The organism is Sediminibacterium sp. FW305-C-61 (genome assembly GCF_058231065.1).
In genome coordinates this window covers 306370-323996 of record NZ_JBIQXR010000005.1, presented here as the reverse complement: position 1 = coordinate 323996, position 17627 = coordinate 306370, and the positions used below count along the sequence as shown (strand labels likewise).

Genomic DNA, 17627 nt, shown 5'->3' with positions numbered 1-17627 from the left:
AACCTGTTGAGCTATCCCGGTATTACCGGGAGGAGGACTCGAACCCCCAACACACAGATCAATGGAGGATTGTACACTTTGCTATAATAGCATACAGCCGGTTACTACCGCTGCACTAAGGTGCTTTGTAATACACGCTTCTGGTTTATTATCAAAGTATATGATCCTTCTTGCCGTTAAGCAAGCTTTTATGGATATTTAATCCTTTCTTTTTACATGCATTGCATCAGTTAACCAATGCGGCATCTCTCCTGAAACCGATAACACTGGTATGTACTGCCTCGTGAAAGTTTTCATCGGGGTTGGTAATTTCTGCCAGTGTCATTGGCTTACTGATCACTTGATCAAGTCCCAAATGATTACTCAGGTTTTGCGCTTTTGCAATTTCAAGTTTGCCAAACTCGTATCTTGCTATCAGCCTCCCCTTTCTCATCAATGCTTCATCAATCATATTTACCGCACTGTTGAAAGTGCAAATGATCTGAACGTTCAAGCAGTCGCTCAATAAACCATCGCTGATATTGAGCAGGTTACTTACACTGCTTTGACTACTGTATCTTCTGTCCATGATGATGTTTTCTGCATCCTCAATTATTAATACAGCATTCGGGTTATCGAGTAAAAGGTCCATGAATTCAGGGTTCATGAGATTACCAGCTACACCAGGCGAAACGAAGAGAACTTTTTTCTTCAGTCCACCTATCAGGTGACGCAGGTAAGTAGTTTTGCCAGTGCCCGGTAAACCGTGCAGTAACACGATGCCTTTTTCATTTTCCTTACTCAGTCGCTCTTTGATCACCGCATCTACTGCTTTGAAATCGTCGTTGTAATACAGATCGAGATCCAGTTCAGTAGGTTGAATAGCCAGCGATTTCAGATCCAGTCCATAATTAGACTGTGTAATGATGTTGATTTCAAAATCTGCTTCTTTCTCTAATTCCTTGTGTTTACTGAATGCAAGAATCATGTTATTGGCTTTTTCATAATCCTTATTGCAAAACAGTATTTCTGCATAGTCTTCGCCCAACGAAATCATCATACGATCTGCCATTACCACCAGTGTTTTTGTGAACTCAATGCGCGCTGCTTTCCAGTTATAATAGTTTCGCTGGTAGGTTGCTATCGGTTCTCCAAACTGCTTTTCATTGATCATGGTTAATACTGCACCTGCATCTAGATGGCCAATAAAAGCAATAGCCGGTATTTCGTTAAACTCTTTCAAAAAGAAAGCTTTTGGTTCAACAAAGTGATGATCGAATAGCTGTGTCTGTCCTTTGTTTCGCTTGCTATTGATGTGCTTCATCAACCTGCGGTAAAGTGCAGGCAGTCTGATGAGTAGCCACACCAGTAGGTAAGTGCTTATAAAAGTTAGTATAATAAGTTCCATATAATTTTTGTTGTCAGGATTCGGTTTTTGAATCCATCGTTTTAAAATAAAAAACCCGGTCTGAACAACAGACCGGGTCATACCTCCTTGCCGGATTAATACCGGCTAAGTCATTTATGACAACACAGTCGTGTTGATTGATCTGATTGATAGGTAAAAGACACAGTATGCCCTTTCCAATCAATACGATTGAATAAGTTGAATGATTGTTTTTGTTGTTTCTTTTTCATACTGCTTCTTTTTAGTGCAATAAAAAACCCCGCAGTTGGCGGGGCTTTATGTATGATGATGTTGAATCATTTACAAATTTGAAAAGCTCCCGACCAGCACACAATACCCATCTGTATTGTAGTTGAACTGCCATTTGTTATTGCGTTGTGTCTGTGTCATTGTTTATAATTACGGGTGCGAAATTGTGCTTTTTTTTTGAATCACAAAACATTTTTTTAAAAATATTTTTTTTGAGACTCGTACAAAGCGCCTCTTTACAACAATAAATGATGAAAGAGAACAGACGAATACACATATATGAGTACATCTGTATCATCCTTATTTGCTAACATCTAATGGCCAATTGCTAATAGCAAATAAGCAAATAATGTCTTGTATATTTGGAATATGCCAAAATACATCCTATCCTTCGACCAGGGCACTACGAGCTCAAGGGCCATTATCTTCGATAAGCAGAGTAATATTATTGCTGTAGCACAGAAAGAATTTACCCAATATTTTCCGCAACCAGGTTGGGTTGAGCATGACCCTACAGAAATATGGTCTACCCAATTAGGGGTAGCAACAGAAGCGATTGTTAAAGCCGGACTTACCATTCAGGATATTGCGGCAATAGGTATTACCAACCAACGTGAAACAACAGTTGTGTGGAACCGTAATACAGGACAGCCTGTTTACAACGCCATCGTATGGCAGGATAAAAGGACCGCCGATTATTGTAATCATTTAAAAAAAGCTGGTCATGATGCAGAGATACTCGCAAAAACAGGGTTGGTAACTGATGCTTATTTCTCTGCCACAAAAGTGAGGTGGATACTTGAAAATGTAGCAGGTGCAAGGGAAGAAGCGGCAAAAGGTAATTTATGTTTTGGCACCATCGATTCATGGCTATTATGGAAACTAACCAATGGCAAAGTTCATGCAACCGATGTGTCGAATGCAAGCAGAACCATGATGTTTAATATCCATAGTTTGCAATGGGATGAATCATTGCTTGCCCTGTATGATATTCCCCTGTCTATGTTGCCGGAAGTTCGCTCAAGCAGCGAAATCTATGGTTATACCCAACAACTACTCACCGCTGTAGAAATTCCGATTGCAGGTATTGCCGGAGACCAGCAGTCTGCACTTTTCGGTCAGATGTGTACAGAATCAGGTATGGTAAAAAACACCTATGGTACCGGTTGTTTTATGTTGATGAACACAGGTAATAAGCCGATGAAATCTGCCAATAATCTGCTAACTACTATTGCCTGGAAAATAAATGGCGAAGTTTCTTATGCACTGGAGGGAAGTGTATTTATCGCCGGTGCTGTAGTTCAATGGCTGCGCGATGGACTTAAACTGATCGCCACATCTGGCGAAGTGGAAACACTTGCAGGACAAGTAACTGACAATGGTGGTGTGTATATGGTGCCTGCTTTTGCAGGACTTGGCGCTCCTTATTGGAATCAGGAGGCAAAAGGTTTAATCATAGGTATTACAAGAGGAACCACCGATGCACATGTTGCAAGAGCTGCCGTTGAAAGTATTGCTTTTCAAACCATGGATGTTTTGAAGGCAATGGAAGCAGATGCAAATATTCATATTAAAGAAGTTCGCGTAGATGGTGGTGCAACCATCAATAACCAACTGATGCAATTTCAGAGTGATATACTTTCTACAAAAGTAATCCGACCAAAAATAACAGAAACCACTGCACTCGGTGCCGCCTATCTGGCAGGCCTTGCTATTGGTTACTGGAGCAGTATTGAAGAACTCAAAAAATACTGGCAGGCAGAAAAATCATTTGAAGCAACCATGCCGGCTGAACAGGTTGAGACTCTTCAAAAAAATTGGGGTAAAGCGATCAGGGCAGCACAGGCTTTTACAGAAGGATAAATTTTATATAATGTGAGATTCTTGTACTCGGCATTTTTCCTGTTGAAAATAATTCATGTGTTTTCAACTACCTAAAAACAGGTATCTTTTTAAATCCTTTTTCAACAATGGAGGTATGTTTATGCGATTCAGTTACTTTTAATGACTGAATTTCAAATGCTTAATAGACGCGAAGCCTCCGTCTTTGTTATATTATCTGAGTTTTATGTTATGAACAGAAGATATACCATACCAGTTATTATCAGCAGCTTTTTTTTACTACTCTTTCTGGCAGGCAAAGCACAACAGGTTGAAAAGATTTTATTGAATGAATCATTTGCCAACAATAATCGTAACTGGCCGGTTTCTGCTGACGGCAATCCCAAAATGACCATAAGAGAAGGAAGGTATTTTATTCAATATATGCCTGATATGAATACCTGGAAAGCCACGCAACCTGTGCAAAGTGTGCAATGGAGTTACCTAGTTTTTGAAACATCTGTTTATTTTCAGTCAGACCGTATGGGTCAAAATGCAGCCGGTATTATTTTCGGAAATCTTCAACAAGGTACTACCTACCAGTTCCTGGTACAACCAGATGGTAAGTTTGCTTTTTTTAAGACGATGAATGGTAAGACCACTGCATTAAAAGATTATTCTTTTAATGTAAAACTGCGTAAGGGTGTAAATGAAGAGAACAGGCTGAAGGTTTTGGTACAAAATAATACCACAAGGTTGTTTATCAATGAATCCTTGGTACATGTAGAACAGGTTTTGCCTTCCGGGAAAGACTTTGGTGTATATGTGGTTAATAATTGCGATGTAGCATTTGATCAGTTGGTGGTAACGTCTTCGGTGTTAAATGACAACCAACAGGTGCTGCCAGATCCGCCCAAACCGAAGGTAGAAGAGAAAGTATATACCTACGAACAGGGAGCTGAAACAGGCGTAACTAAGAAGGCAGATAAAACGGCAGATCCATTACCAATTGCCGTTCATTTCACCAATAAATCGAGCAAGCCACTTTATGTTATGGTATCTTATGTGCCCACAACTGAAAAAGTAGGGAGCAATTATTTTGTTGATAAATACTGGTTTACACTTGGCAAGGGTGCTACAGGTTATTACTTTGATACCTATAACCTCATCTTTTATTTTTATGCCGAAGACCAGACCCAGAACTTTTGGGGCAATAAAAAAGTTTGGGACGGTGGACGACGTTCAGTTTACACCAATGGAAAAAGGTATTATATGCGGGAATATTCTATACAGAAAGACAAGCTCGTATATGATGCCAACAATAATCGCTACACTTTTACCTTAGATCTTACAAATAAATAGTTATGCTAAAACAAAAATTGTTTTGCCTTTTAATGAGTTGTACCAGCCTGTCTATGCTGCAGGCACAACGTATTGAAACATTAAAAGACACATTGGTAATGAATAATAACCTGCGTTATGTTTCCCTCAATGCACAATTAAAACCCGGGAAGACAAATGTCTTTTTCTTTACCAACGAGAATTGTAAGGGTTGCATGAATCAGACCAATGTACTTGAGAAATATTTTACCAATAATCCGGTCCCGACTAACATGAGCTTTTCGATTGTTTTCACCGGAAAGGTTAAGGACAAATCTGAACTGGCAGCATTCAACTCATCCGATATTTCTTTTGCCAGCATTTATATAGACACGAGTGAAACCTATAGTAAATTTATCCGGCTGGGAAATAATCCGATCGTGTTTTTTGTAAATGATAAGGGACGTATTCTATATACACATAGTGAGGCAGACCCATTGCCTGCTATCAAAATTAAAGAAGTTGCCGATGGCTTATTTACTGGGCGTATTAATCCTGAGAAACTGAATTTTGATGCTAAATGGATTCCTTGTAACCCCGATACAGCAACTTATTTCAGGGAATATACCTGGAACAATATAACCAAACGTTATGTGCTTACTGATTATTTTAAAAATGGAAAACCCCAAATGAAAGGACAATACAGTCGGTTAAATCCACTTGTGTCAGAAGGGGCATTTAGTTTTTATAGAAACGACGGTACCCTTGAATCAACACGTTATTACCAGGATGATAATTTTGCTGGACAATGGGTATACTATGATTCCAGTGGTACAGCTTTTGAATGGTTACAATATAAAGATGCTAAACTGGCAGGGCCATACAAAATAGTTTATGAGGATCATACCTATCTGACAGGCCAGTTCCTTGATGGAGTAAGAACAGGTACATGGAGGGGATATTCAGCAGACGGAAAAAAGCTACTGGAGAATACCTGGATAAAAGGCAAATTGAATGGCATGTTTACCGGCTGGAATATGGAAGGACGCCCATATATGAAAGTGAATATGAAAGATGATGAAGTGTTTTTTGATTCCATTCCGGTTTTGTTATATGATAACGGACAGCCTATTGCAGATGTATTTGGTATTTCAAGTGATAAAAAATCTGCTAATATCAGGTACTATAGTGAAAATGGTGCATTGACACTTTCCAGAACACTCCTTGGAGGCGACAGGATAAAAGCAATATTTTATAGAGAAACAGGTCTTCCGATTGCAGAATATGAGCTGGATCTAAAGAAAAAAGTAATGGATGGCACTTTTACACTTTGGTATGATAGTGGCAAGAAAAGGTATGAAATCAAATACAGCAATAATAAAGTACAAGCTGGTTCAAAAGTCTGGTATGAAAATGGAAAATTAAAAGAGTATTATGACCCGTTAGATAAAAAAGTTAAGTCTTATGATGAATCCGGGAACCAAATAGCTTATCCTGAATTCAGTGACCTGAATACACTGATTAATGATGCTAAATGGACCAAAGACAGATATGAATTAGTGGTAAAAGGTACAGAGCAGTTTTATGATATTATACGAAGCCTGATATTATAATTTAAAAAGAAGCCCCCCGCTTCAACCTTTTATTATCAATTTTAATAAAGCAAAAGACCTCAAAAGGGTCTTTTGCTATTTAGCAAGGGTAAACCAGTAAAAAAATCCCGCTATCTTGTAACTTTCTTTATCTCTCTCAGTTTATATCTCAAACCGTGTAAAACTATCCTGCGATTGGCAAACGAATCTATTGATAATCAACTTATGTTCAGGGTAAAAGAAGGGAACCTGGATCAGATGGGACTGCTTTTCGACAGGCACCATCGTTCGCTCTATGGCTTTTTTTACCATAATACAGGGTTGAAAGATGCAAGTGAGGACCTGGTTCAGACGGTTTTTATGAATATGATTCGGTCAAGGGCCACTTTTACGGGTTCGTATAAGTTTGAAACATGGATGTATACCATTGCCCGTAATGCCCTAAAAGATCATTACCGGAAGAACAAAAGAGCATCGGCTTTTGTAGACGCAGATGATGTAGCCTATCAACTAAAAGATAGTGCTGAAGCAGATGATAAAATACACCGGAAAGAAGAAGAGCAAATGCTAAAACTGGCACTAGACCAGTTGAGTGAAACAGACAGGGAACTCATAATTCTTTCCAGATATCGGGAAATGAAATACCAGGAAATCGCAACGATAATGAACCTTACCGAAGGTGCCATTAAAGTGCGGATACACCGAGCGGTGAAACAACTAAAAGATAATTATTTAAAACTCAGCCATAAAACCATTTTATCATGAACTGTGCATACGACAAAGAGCAACTATGGTCACTGGCACTGAATGAACTCAGTGAGGCAGAAAAAGAAAAGGTGAACCTGCATGTAAATTCCTGCGAAAGCTGTAAAGCTGAACTGAATGAAATCATGGGCTTCTGGAATATTACCGCATCACTCCCTGAACCGGAAGCACCCACAGGTATGAAGCAACGCTTTATGACAGAACTGGAAAACTACAAACAACAACAATTATCGCGCAGCAATGTATTTACTGACTGGAAAGTTCGATTGAATACACTTATATCCAATCTCACCACACCAAAATTTGGCTACGGACTGGCTATGTTACTGATAGGTATAGTAGCAACTACTTTTTTCTTTAAAACTCAAGGTAATAGCGGCGAAGAAGTACAGCAATTATCTTCTCAGGTAAAAGAGATGAGGGAAATGCTCGCATTAAGCTTACTTGAACATCCTTCTGCTTCAGAAAGGCTAAGGGCCGTAAGTTATGTGGAAGAAATAGACACCGTAGATAACAGGGTGAAAGATGCATTACTCACTACACTCAATAATGACGAGAATATAAATGTGCGACTAACAGCATTGGAAACACTCTCTAAAATGGCTACTGATCCTAAAGTGAGAGAAGGACTGATTCAATCTATTGCACACCAGGATTCTCCATTGATACAATCTGCACTGGCAGATCTGATGCTGAAATTGCAGGCAAAAAAATCGGTTCGCTCATGGCAACAATTGCTGAAAAAACCCGAAACCAATGATGCAATCAAGGATAAAATTAAACAAACCATTCACCAACTGAGTTAATTCATTTCATTAAACCCCCTTAACAATGAAAAAAATCTATCACCTGCTGCTCGCGGGTACACTAATCCTATGTGCCTGCACTGACCTGCCCGCACAGGAGTTTAAAGAGCATGTGTCAAAACAATTTACTGTAAACCCGAAAAACCATGAAGCTGTACTTGCCGTGTATAATGTTTTTGGTTCCATTAAAGTAGAAGGTTACGACGGCGATAAGGTTTTGCTTGAAATTGATAAAAAAGTAAAAGCTAAATCGCAGGAAGAAGTTGACAAAGGAAAAGAAGAATTTAAGTTTGAGATGGAACAAATGCAAGACAGTATCCTGGTGTATATTTCAGCGCCTTACGATTCCAGACCACGGAATAGATGGGACAGAAACGATGATCGAAAAAGTATCAAATACACTTACTATCTTGAACTGGTGGTAAAAGTACCACATGGAATAAGGTTAAGGGTATCAACCGTAAATAATGGCAATATCAATGTAGCCAATGTGTTTGGGGATCTGTATGTGAGTAATGTGAATGGATCAATTGACATTGAAAATGCTAAAGGCATCACTAAAGCAACAACAGTGAATGGCAAACTGAATGTACGGTATGCAGCAAACCCACCAGCAGCTTCAACCTATCATACCATAAACGGCGATATAACAGTTTATTATAAAAATAACCTGGATGCTGAATTGTTTTTCAAGAGTATGAATGGTGAATATTATACAGACTTTGACAATACTGAGCCTATAAATAATGCAATAGTGAAAAATGCCGAGGCCAATGAAAAAGGAACGGTGTATAAGATTATTAAAAATGCAGGAATTAAAATTGGCAATGGCGGAAAACAATTTCATTTCGAAACCCTGAACGGAAACGTTTATATCAAAAAATCATAAAACAACTATATGAAACAGCTAAAATATATCTTCTTACTGGCGCTTATTTGTATAACCACCAGTATCCTCGCACAGTCAACCGAAAAAGAACAATTAACCGTAGCGTTAAGCAGTCCTGGTAAGCCTTATAAACTCAGGGTAGAACTGATTACCGGTTCCATAAAAGTAACGGGCCATACAGCAGACAATATTCAGATTATAGCAGATGCAGACGAGGAAAAACAATCTAAAGCAAAAGACAAAACCAAAGAAGGACTCAAAAGAATTGGCGGATCGGGTGGATTTGAAATAAGAGCCATTGAAAAAAACAATGAAATCGTTATCAATAATAATAGCATCTCCCGTAAGGTTGATATTGAACTCAAAGTACCACAAAATGGAACCCTGATACTCAAAACCATTAATCAGGGTGATATAGTAGTAACTAATGTAAAAGGTGAATTGGAAATCAGCAATATCAATGGCGATATCAAACTTTCCGGAATTACAGGTTCTGCTGTAGCCACTACGACTAATGGAGATATCAATGTAAGTTTCAATGGTGTTACAGATGGCAAGCCAATGGCATTCTCTACTTTTAATGGCGACGTAAATATCAGTTTGCCTGCATCAGCCAAGGCAAACCTGAAAATGAAAACAGATCAGGGAGAAATTTACAGCGATTTTGAAGTGGCTGTAGAGAAAGGAAATGCTGCACCGGTAAAATCAAGTAACGGCGGAGTATATAAAATAAGCAAAGACAGTTGGGTTTCTGGAAAGATCAATGGCGGTGGCGCTGAAATGATGATAAAGAGCTGGTCTGGTGACCTGGTGATCAGAAAAGCCAAACAATAAAATTACCCCCTATAAGTTCTCATGTGCATCAGCTATCTGAACGGAAAACAGTGAAGATAAACTGATCAAAACGGCATCATTCCTGGTGCTGTTTTGTTTAAAATCCATTCCATAAAAAAACCGAATCTGATGCCAGATTCGGTTTTTTTATGGAATAGATTATTAATAAATGGTAAACTCAACACGCCTGTTTTTTTGTCTGCCATCTGCAGTTTTGTTACTGGAAGCTGGTTCTGTTTCACCACGTCCAAGCGCTTCTATCTTTGAATTTTTTGCACCCTGATCTACAAGGTACTGTTTCACTGACTCAGCTCTTTTTCTTGAAAGTATCATATTTGCCGCATCAGAACCTACGTTGTCTGTATGTCCGATCAAAGTAAGGTTAATGTTTTTCTCATTTAATAAAGCTGCTACTTTATTCAGGTAAGGAAAAGAACGGGCACGGATAGTTGATTTGCCGAAATCAAATTCAAGGTTGCGAATTGCATCAGAAACTATTTGCTTGTCTTCAGGTGTAATAACATAAGTTGTAGTAATAGATTCAACCTTGTAAACAGTGTCTTTTTTAATGGATATTTCTGGTAAAGGACAACCTGCGCCATCTACTTTTTTATTGTTTGGGGTTGAAGGACATTTATCGAAATAATCACTTACACCATCTCCGTCTGAATCGGTTTTCATCCTGTTTAATTCATCCTGTAACCCGTTTAATGAAGCAAGGCGGCTGTTATACCTCTCTTCGCTTGCAGCTAAAGCAGCTGCCAGTGCATCGTCGCCCGATTTCATATTACTGGCAAGTTGTGCAGGAGGGTTGTGTCTGGCCAATTGCGCCCTGTTTGCTTTTCCAAGTGCAAATTCAAGACCTATATGGCCATAAGAAAAGCGATCACTGATATAAGGCTCTTTATAATAACCGTCTAAGTCATCACCATCCACCAAACCGATTGTATAACCAATATCCAGGTTTACTGTACGTGAAATATTGGCTTTAAAGCCAAGACCAATCGGTACATAAAATCTTGTAATGCTGCCGGAAGGTTTAAAGTCAACATTAACCCCTGCTGAAGTTACCAACGTAGGGTTATAGTTAATGGCGCCCCCTCCCAATGAAATATAAGGTTGAATAGCAGTGTGTAACTGCGACCAATTTATATTACCTAAAGTAGCAACCGCACTTAAACTGGTAGCCCAATGAATAGCAGTTTCAAATGATTTATACGGACTCACAGGAGGTGCTCCAGCCCATAACCTGTCATTATTGGCTTTTAGGGTACCTCTTAAAAAGTCGGCCTGAATTCCAAACACATGCGATACCTGGGCCTTGATATATCCACCATATCCTAAGGAAGGTTTCCACTTCGAAAAGTCGTTTCTTCCGCCAAATGCTGAACTGGGTATTAATGCGCCGGCATGTAGCCCGAACGACCAGGTATTAAATCCTTTATTACCAGAGAACAATGGGGGAGCGATGACAGCGCTTATTCTATTGCTGGTGTCCTGGGCTGGTATATCAGATATAACAGTTAAAAATCCAGTAAAAAGAAGAAAGCTTTGAATGATTATTTTTTTCATAACAGTAAACTGATTAGGATCATTTATTTGATAAAATCAGCTTTGTAAAGGTGTATTATATTAGAGAGGTTACTGTTACACACTTATGATTATGAATTACAAAAATCCGATTTCATGGTCTGGTGAAAATAAAAGCCACCTGCATAACAGGTGGGCTAATTGGAGTAACCGTGTATCAATCAATACTTCTATATGGATGTATTAAAATGTGTATCTCAAGCTGATACCACCATCCATATAAATATAGTTACCACCAAAAAAGTCAACAAAAGGTTTAAGATCCATCGTTAAATTAATGGGTGCTTTATTGAATTTATAATCAAGTCCAACGATACCATCAATACCTAAAACGGTTGTTGCTGTATATCTTCTGTTATCGTTGTAGTAGTAACTGCCACCATCACTAAAGAATCCAACGTGTGCGCCAAATCCGTATAAAAATTTTAAGGAACTGTTCTTGCTGGTGGGACTATGTTTTTCAAATAATCCGGTTACAATAAAACTTTTTCTACCCACACTTAGAATACCTTCCAGTGCGGTTTGACTGTTAGTAAAGTGTTTTACGGTAATGCCGCTTGTTAAACCGCCCAGTCTTATACCTAATCCTGTATTATATGATTGGGCAGTAACTGTAGTATTAAAGCTTATAATGATGATTATAAGCGAGCTGATTAAATATTTTATCTTCATGTCAAAATTTAGTTTAATGGTTGGTGATGTTATTTCAGGATCAGAAAAAATTCAGAGTGGGTTTCTTCCCCTGATTATCCTGAGAATAATGGCTATAATTGCTATGAATAGCAGTATATGGATGATTTGCCCGGCATTGTATGCGAAATAACCTGTAGCCCAGATGACAATCAGTACAATCGCAATAATGTATAATAAGTTACTCATGATGGTATATTTTGAGAAGGAAAAAGAGCATAGGCCTTTTACAGCCTATGCTAGCCAAAACCCCACTGTATAAGAAAAAATCAAAAGATTTTTTTGTTAGAAATTAAGATTGGTTCATTTCTTTTTCAAGAATGGCTGTGGTTTCTTCCAGGGTCTTACCCAGGCGATTGCCAACATTTTTCAACAATTCAGCTTCTTTCCCTGTTTCAAATTTCAGATCGTCGTCTGTAAGTGTGGGATATTGTGATTTTAATTTAGTGGTGAGTATTGACCAATTACCTTTTACTTTAAAAGCAGTAGGCGCTGTAGTAACATTGTCTGTTGTCATTTTGTAATTTTTAGTTCGTTGTAAAGGTGCGTGCAATACAACTGTTTATTGTTACAGATGTTTGCGTCTTTGTTACAAAAATTACAGGGTGGGCTTATTCTTCATACCCACTTTTGATAACGGTGCTTAACATTTTGAATTTTTCCACCGCATTGAATATATGTTTGGCATGCGATGGTATGATGATCCCATCTCCTGGTTTTAAATGATGCAAGGTTTGATTAATAATTAACTCAGCTTTTCCTTCTATGATTTGTACATAAGTGTCGAATGGTATTAGTTTCTCCGATAGTTCTTCTCCGGCATCAAAGGCGGTGATGGTAACATTGCCTGTAATTTTTTTGATGATGGTTTTACTCAGTACAGCATTTGGTATGTATTCAATGATTTGAACAATGATGTGTGCCTGGGATTTTTCCAACTCGATATTATCGTGAATAGGTGTCATTTTTTTAGGTTATCAGGTATGAATAAATAGGAATGCATAAAGTTGCTTTATATTCCAGCATAGTTTCTTACATAATACACACCAACTGTTATAATTTTTACAGATTTTCCAGATTCTGCATTCTTTTCTGTTTCATTTTTTTGTAAAAGGAAGGAGAAAGGCCAGTTACTTTCTTAAACTGGTTCGAAAGATGTGCAACACTGCTGTAATGTAATTTGTAAGAAATTTCTGTTAAGCTTAACTGGTCATAGAGTAAAAGTTCTTTGACTCTTTCAATTTTGTGAAGTATAATGTATTGCTGGATAGTAATGCCTTTTACTTCAGAGAAAATATTGGAAATGTACGTGTAATCCTGTCCGATTTTTGTACTGATATATACTGAATAATTTGTGTCTGGTAGTTCATCAGAATAATGAACCATTTCAGTAATAATGTTTTTAATTCTTTCAATCAGAATACTTCGCTGATCTTCCAGGAGTTCAAGGCCCGATTTCAACAGATTGGTGCTTAAAGTTGATCTTTGTTCTGCTGATATGTCTTCAAAAAGTTCAACCATGCCTAATTCTAAAGATGCATAACGAATACCTAAAGCATGTAATTCCTCTTTAACCATCATTTTACAACGAAGGCTAACCATGTATTTTATATAGAGTTTCATTTTTTTGGATAACGGACTTAACCGGTGTGGATGTATGTAAGGTAACCTATAATACGGGTCTGGCTTGAATTACTTTAGTTTGTTGCGTAACTACCAGTTTGTCAGGGTGATAAAAAGTTTTTTTGTATCTTTTTCAAAATTTTTAAGGATGAAACTTGCTTTATTGCCGGTAGTATTACTGATGTGTTTACAGATACTTGCACAGCAAAAATCTAATGCCTGGGTTAATTTATTCAATGGCCGCGATTTAAGCGGTTGGAAAACATTGAACGGGAAAGCCAAATACAGTGTTTCAAATGGAGAAATTGTAGGTAATACCGTATCCGGTGAACCCAATTCATTCCTTGTTACGGAAAAAACTTATCAGGATTTTATTCTGGAACTCGAATTTAAACTGGATGATGCCATGAACTCAGGTATACAGTTTAGAAGTGAAAGCAAACCCGATTACCAAAATGGTCGTGTTCATGGATACCAGTATGAAATAGATCCATCTGCACGTGCCTGGACAGGTGGAATTTATGATGAAGCCAGAAGGGATTGGTTGTACACCCTCGATTATAATCCATCTGCAAAGACGGCATATAAAACTGGGCAATGGAATAAATGCAGGATTGAATGTATTGGTAATGATATTCGAACATTTGTAAATGGAATTGCAACTGCGCATATTATTGATGATATGACTACCGAAGGTTTTATTGCATTACAAGTACATGCAATCGGAAAAAATGATGAGCCGGGAAAGCAGATCCGGTGGAAGAATATTCGCATTCAAACCAGTAATCTAAAACCCACTCCTGCGGATAATGTATTTGTGGCTAATTTTCTCCCCAATAATTTATCAGAAGCCGAGAAAAAAAATGGGGTTAGTTTATTGTTCGATGGTGCCAGTACAACAGGCTGGAGAGGAGCATATAAGTCTGGATTTCCACAAAAAGGATGGGTGGTAAAGGATGGCACCATCAGGGTAATGCCATCAACAGGAGGAGAGTCGGTAAATGGCGGAGATATTGTTAGTGAAAAAGAATATGGGGCATTTATATTGCAATTCGAATTTAAACTAACAGATGGAGCCAATAGCGGAGTAAAATATTTTGTAACAGAAAGTGAGAAGAATATGGGTTCTGCTATCGGATTAGAGTACCAGGTGCTGGATGATGAGAAACATCCAGATGCCAAAATGGGTTCTATTCAAAACAGAACACTTGCATCATTGTATGATCTCATTCCATCTGTAAGAGAACCAAGGGCAAGAAGAAAAATAGGTGAGTGGAACAGAGGAATGGTTGTGGTACAGCCAAATGGATGGGTTACACATTACCTCAATGGATGGAAAATGCTGGAGTACCAGCGTGGGGCACAGTACTATTATGCACTGGTGGCCAAAAGCAAATATGCACAATGGCCAAATTTCGGCATGTCGCCCAAAGGCAGAATATTACTGCAGGATCATGGAAACGAAGTGTGGTTCAGAAGCATAAAAATTCAGGAATTAAAATAGATTTATTTCTATTTCATCATAACAATGAAAGCAGTATGACTCCGGTCTTTCTGTCATCGGACAGTCATTCTGACGAAGGAAGAACGAACTAAAAAAATAACCATGTCAACAAACAGAAGAAAATTTATTGAGCAATCGCTGAAAGCGTCAGCAGCAGTTTATGCAGCATCCATGGGAATGAGTGCATCCAGTTATGCAAGAATCATTGGTGCAAATGATCGTGTACGGGTAGGTGTGGTGGGCTTTTCTGAACGATTCAAATTTTCCTTATTACCCTGTTTTCAAAATCATTTTAAAGAATTGAATTTTGATATTGTTGGTGTATCTGATTTATGGAAGATCAGAAGGGAGGAAGGTCAGGCATACCTGAAAGAAAGAATGGGACATGATATCACTGCTTTCAGAAACAATGATGAACTGTATGCATCGAAGTCAGTGGATGCAGTAATTATCAGTACAGCAGATTTTCAACATGCATTGCATTGTATTGAAGCCGTGAAAAATGGTTGTGATGCTTATGTGGAGAAACCATTTGCAGAGACCATGGAAGACAATAAGGCTGCGTTGAAAGCTGTAAAAGCTTCTGATAGAATTGTACAGATAGGATCGCAAAGACGAAGTGGCGCAAATTATAAGGCTGGGGATGAGTTTGTTAAGAGTGGCAAGTTTGGTAAAATAACGATGGTGGAACTAAGCTGGAACGTAAACCAGCCAGGTCGCTGGCGCAGGCCCGGATTAGTGGCACAATTGAAAGAATCTGAAACAGACTGGAAAAGATTTTTGATGAACCGACCATTCGAACAATGGGATCCGCGCAAATACCTTGAATACCGTTTGTTCTGGCCTTATTCATCAGGCATGCCTGGTCAGTGGATGTCTCATCAGATTGATACCGTACATTGGTTCACCGGTTTAAAGCATCCGCGTAGTGTGGTAGCGAATGGTGGAATTTATATGTGGAATGATGGAAGAAGAAATTGGGACACTACTACTGCCGTATTTGATTATGGAACAAATGATAAAGATGGTTTCCAGGTAATATTTACTTCACGTATGCACAATGGTGATGAGAACCCTACGGAGATTTATTATTCTAACGGAGGAGAAATGAATTTGAATACCAATAAAATTTCTCCCAAGGGCGGCTTAAGAAGAAATCATGCGGAAGCCATGCAAATGCAACCCAACTTATTACCAGAAATGAGTCTCTTAGACAATGCCCCAAAAGTTGTTGCATCAGCAAACACTGGTGGTGATGCACTTACATCTGCACATATGCGTAACTGGATGGAATGTGTGCGTAGCAGACAACAACCGAATGCACCAGTAGAAGCAGGTTATTATCATTCCATAGCCAACATCATGACCACTGCTGCTTCACGCTCCGGCATGAAAGCCACATTTGATGAAGCGAAGCAGGAAGTGATAGTTGGAGGGAAGACATTTAAGTATTAGTCCATAGTCCATAGACTTCCATAGAAAACTTCCTCCCATGGACTATGGTCTATGGACTATGGACGCTATCAGTATCATTCGCTAGTCTTACAAAGACCCCCCTTCCACTAGCACCGAATCGACCAGAAGTTCTTTTGTGGTTGAAGTTGCATTGATGCAGGTCATCATGTGGGAGAAACTGAGATGTCCCATTTTTTCTCCGCTGGTTTCAATATAGGTTATTTGTGGGTGGAAGAGTTTTGGAATAGTTCCATTACTGATGGTGAGCAGGGCGATATTATCCGGGTAGCGTAATCCTCGTTCCTGGATGGTTTTCAATACACCAATCAATATTTCGTCACTCATACAGAAAATGATATCTGGCTGGTATTTGTTGAGCATGTCGTTAGTAATAGTTTTGGCGTCTGCTGAGTTATTGGCATGTTCAATTAGTAATTCAATTTCCTGATGGGATTTAAAAGAGCTTTGTAAAGCTGCTTTTCTTTTTTGTGTGATAGATAGATCTGGGTTGCCCAATATGGCAAGAATAGATTTATATCCTTTATCCAGCATTAACCTTGAAGCCAGTTGTGCACTCTTTTCATCGGCCATACTAACGCTGAAAATACCCGGGGTATCTGGTATATTGTCGAAATACACTACAGGGATATCTAATTCAGTCATGCGTTCAAATCCTTTCAGGTCCTTGGTTTGAGCGCTAATGCATGCGAATACTCCTGATACCCTGTTTTGCCGGAAGAGTTTCAGGTTTTCGAGTTCAATTGCTGGGTCGTTTCCAGATTGGAGAATCATAACAGAATAGCCAAGTTTACGGGCGTCTTCTTCAACTGCAGCAATAAAGGTTTCATAGAAATAATTGCATACAGTGGGTACCATTAGCCCGAGTAGCTTACTGTTTTTAGTGCGTAATTGTACAGCACTAGCATTTGGTTCGTATTCCAGGGTTTCTGCCAGTTCAATTACTTTTTGTCTTGTTTTGATAGAAATATCTGGATGGTGTTTTAATGCCCTTGAGACAGTTGAAATGCTGATTCCCAGAATTTCTGAGATTTTTTTTAGGGTAGTTTGTTGCATTCCGGTTATTTTTTACCCGTGTAATGTA

17 protein-coding genes are annotated in these 17627 nt (G+C 38.6%); 9 read left to right on the top strand and 8 right to left on the bottom strand.

From position 1 onward, the window contains the following. Positions 1 to 226: 226 nt before the first annotated feature. On the bottom strand, positions 227 to 1387 hold the full coding sequence (locus tag ACH30E_RS14465; protein WP_490825215.1) for an AAA family ATPase: 1161 nt from the start codon (positions 1385 to 1387) through the stop codon (positions 227 to 229). Between the two features lie 618 nt (positions 1388 to 2005). Here ACH30E_RS14465 and glpK point away from each other — a divergent pair. The 7 genes from glpK (at position 2006) to ACH30E_RS14430 (ending at position 9663) form a co-directional block, all read left to right on the top strand. Further along, positions 2006 to 3499 carry a glycerol kinase GlpK gene (glpK, locus tag ACH30E_RS14460; RefSeq protein ID WP_490825216.1) on the top strand — a complete coding sequence of 498 codons (1494 nt, stop codon included), beginning with the start codon at positions 2006 to 2008 and terminating at the stop codon, positions 3497 to 3499. Positions 3500 to 3709: 210 nt separating this feature from the next. After that, complete coding sequence (locus tag ACH30E_RS14455) at positions 3710 to 4819, top strand: hypothetical protein (protein WP_490825217.1); 1110 nt, start codon at positions 3710 to 3712, stop codon at positions 4817 to 4819. Positions 4820 to 4821: 2 nt separating this feature from the next. Then, entirely contained in the window at positions 4822 to 6390 is a 1569-nt protein-coding gene (locus ACH30E_RS14450; protein ID WP_490825218.1) for a toxin-antitoxin system YwqK family antitoxin, read from the top strand. 174 nt (positions 6391 to 6564) lie between these two features. Next, positions 6565 to 7134, top strand: a complete 570-nt coding sequence (locus ACH30E_RS14445; protein WP_490825220.1) for an RNA polymerase sigma factor — start codon at positions 6565 to 6567, stop codon at positions 7132 to 7134. Beyond that, positions 7131 to 7940 carry a HEAT repeat domain-containing protein gene (locus tag ACH30E_RS14440; RefSeq protein WP_490825222.1) on the top strand — a complete coding sequence of 270 codons (810 nt, stop codon included), beginning with the start codon at positions 7131 to 7133 and terminating at the stop codon, positions 7938 to 7940. The genes ACH30E_RS14445 and ACH30E_RS14440 overlap by 4 nt, the downstream gene beginning before the upstream one ends. A gap of 25 nt (positions 7941 to 7965) precedes the next feature. Next, positions 7966 to 8829 (top strand): DUF4097 family beta strand repeat-containing protein, encoded by an 864-nt coding sequence (locus ACH30E_RS14435; RefSeq protein ID WP_490825223.1) that lies wholly within the window; start codon positions 7966 to 7968, stop codon positions 8827 to 8829. 9 nt (positions 8830 to 8838) lie between these two features. After that, on the top strand, positions 8839 to 9663 hold the full coding sequence (locus ACH30E_RS14430; protein ID WP_490825224.1) for a DUF4097 family beta strand repeat-containing protein: 825 nt from the start codon (positions 8839 to 8841) through the stop codon (positions 9661 to 9663). Between the two features lie 162 nt (positions 9664 to 9825). On the opposite strand, the gene ACH30E_RS14425 is transcribed toward ACH30E_RS14430, so the two are convergent. The 6 genes from ACH30E_RS14425 to ACH30E_RS14400 form a co-directional block, all read right to left on the bottom strand. After that, positions 9826 to 11235, bottom strand: a complete 1410-nt coding sequence (locus ACH30E_RS14425; RefSeq protein WP_490825226.1) for an OmpA family protein — start codon at positions 11233 to 11235, stop codon at positions 9826 to 9828. Positions 11236 to 11436: 201 nt separating this feature from the next. After that, positions 11437 to 11925 (bottom strand): hypothetical protein, encoded by a 489-nt coding sequence (locus ACH30E_RS14420; RefSeq protein ID WP_490825227.1) that lies wholly within the window; start codon positions 11923 to 11925, stop codon positions 11437 to 11439. A 51-nt stretch (positions 11926 to 11976) separates the two neighbouring features. After that, the gene (locus ACH30E_RS14415) at positions 11977 to 12132 is read right to left on the bottom strand and encodes a lmo0937 family membrane protein (RefSeq protein ID WP_490825228.1); all 156 of its coding nucleotides are present in this window, start codon (positions 12130 to 12132) and stop codon (positions 11977 to 11979) included. Positions 12133 to 12235: 103 nt separating this feature from the next. Next, positions 12236 to 12460, bottom strand: coding sequence for a CsbD family protein (locus ACH30E_RS14410; protein WP_490825229.1), 225 nt, complete (start codon positions 12458 to 12460; stop codon positions 12236 to 12238). A gap of 94 nt (positions 12461 to 12554) precedes the next feature. After that, a complete protein-coding gene (locus ACH30E_RS14405; protein WP_490825230.1) occupies positions 12555 to 12908 on the bottom strand; it encodes a cupin domain-containing protein in 354 nt (117 codons plus the stop codon). Between the two features lie 97 nt (positions 12909 to 13005). After that, positions 13006 to 13566: a helix-turn-helix domain-containing protein gene (locus ACH30E_RS14400; protein ID WP_490825231.1), complete on the bottom strand. Its 561-nt coding sequence runs from the start codon at positions 13564 to 13566 to the stop codon at positions 13006 to 13008. A gap of 148 nt (positions 13567 to 13714) precedes the next feature. Between ACH30E_RS14400 and ACH30E_RS14395 the strand changes: the two genes are divergently transcribed. Then, positions 13715 to 15070: a 3-keto-disaccharide hydrolase gene (locus ACH30E_RS14395; RefSeq protein WP_490825232.1), complete on the top strand. Its 1356-nt coding sequence runs from the start codon at positions 13715 to 13717 to the stop codon at positions 15068 to 15070. Between the two features lie 102 nt (positions 15071 to 15172). Continuing rightward, positions 15173 to 16525 carry a Gfo/Idh/MocA family protein gene (locus ACH30E_RS14390; RefSeq protein ID WP_490825233.1) on the top strand — a complete coding sequence of 451 codons (1353 nt, stop codon included), beginning with the start codon at positions 15173 to 15175 and terminating at the stop codon, positions 16523 to 16525. Positions 16526 to 16612: 87 nt separating this feature from the next. Here ACH30E_RS14390 and ACH30E_RS14385 read toward each other — a convergent pair whose 3' ends face one another. After that, positions 16613 to 17599, bottom strand: coding sequence for a LacI family DNA-binding transcriptional regulator (locus ACH30E_RS14385; RefSeq protein WP_490825234.1), 987 nt, complete (start codon positions 17597 to 17599; stop codon positions 16613 to 16615). Positions 17600 to 17627 lie beyond the last annotated feature (28 nt).

Excerpts from the sequence above, each read along its gene's own strand:
- ACH30E_RS14465 (WP_490825215.1), bottom strand. The coding sequence starts at position 1,387 with ATGGAACTTATTATACTAACTTTTATAAGCACTTACCTACTGGTGTGG.
- glpK (WP_490825216.1), top strand. The coding sequence starts at position 2,006 with ATGCCAAAATACATCCTATCCTTCGACCAGGGCACTACGAGCTCAAGG.
- ACH30E_RS14455 (WP_490825217.1), top strand. The coding sequence starts at position 3,710 with ATGAACAGAAGATATACCATACCAGTTATTATCAGCAGCTTTTTTTTA.
- ACH30E_RS14450 (WP_490825218.1), top strand. The coding sequence starts at position 4,822 with ATGCTAAAACAAAAATTGTTTTGCCTTTTAATGAGTTGTACCAGCCTG.
- ACH30E_RS14440 (WP_490825222.1), top strand. The coding sequence starts at position 7,131 with ATGAACTGTGCATACGACAAAGAGCAACTATGGTCACTGGCACTGAAT.
- ACH30E_RS14435 (WP_490825223.1), top strand. The coding sequence starts at position 7,966 with ATGAAAAAAATCTATCACCTGCTGCTCGCGGGTACACTAATCCTATGT.
- ACH30E_RS14430 (WP_490825224.1), top strand. The coding sequence starts at position 8,839 with ATGAAACAGCTAAAATATATCTTCTTACTGGCGCTTATTTGTATAACC.
- ACH30E_RS14425 (WP_490825226.1), bottom strand. The coding sequence starts at position 11,235 with ATGAAAAAAATAATCATTCAAAGCTTTCTTCTTTTTACTGGATTTTTA.
- ACH30E_RS14420 (WP_490825227.1), bottom strand. The coding sequence starts at position 11,925 with ATGAAGATAAAATATTTAATCAGCTCGCTTATAATCATCATTATAAGC.
- ACH30E_RS14415 (WP_490825228.1), bottom strand. The coding sequence starts at position 12,132 with ATGAGTAACTTATTATACATTATTGCGATTGTACTGATTGTCATCTGG.
- ACH30E_RS14410 (WP_490825229.1), bottom strand. The coding sequence starts at position 12,460 with ATGACAACAGACAATGTTACTACAGCGCCTACTGCTTTTAAAGTAAAA.
- ACH30E_RS14405 (WP_490825230.1), bottom strand. The coding sequence starts at position 12,908 with ATGACACCTATTCACGATAATATCGAGTTGGAAAAATCCCAGGCACAC.
- ACH30E_RS14400 (WP_490825231.1), bottom strand. The coding sequence starts at position 13,566 with ATGAAACTCTATATAAAATACATGGTTAGCCTTCGTTGTAAAATGATG.
- ACH30E_RS14395 (WP_490825232.1), top strand. The coding sequence starts at position 13,715 with ATGAAACTTGCTTTATTGCCGGTAGTATTACTGATGTGTTTACAGATA.
- ACH30E_RS14390 (WP_490825233.1), top strand. The coding sequence starts at position 15,173 with ATGTCAACAAACAGAAGAAAATTTATTGAGCAATCGCTGAAAGCGTCA.
- ACH30E_RS14385 (WP_490825234.1), bottom strand. The coding sequence starts at position 17,599 with ATGCAACAAACTACCCTAAAAAAAATCTCAGAAATTCTGGGAATCAGC.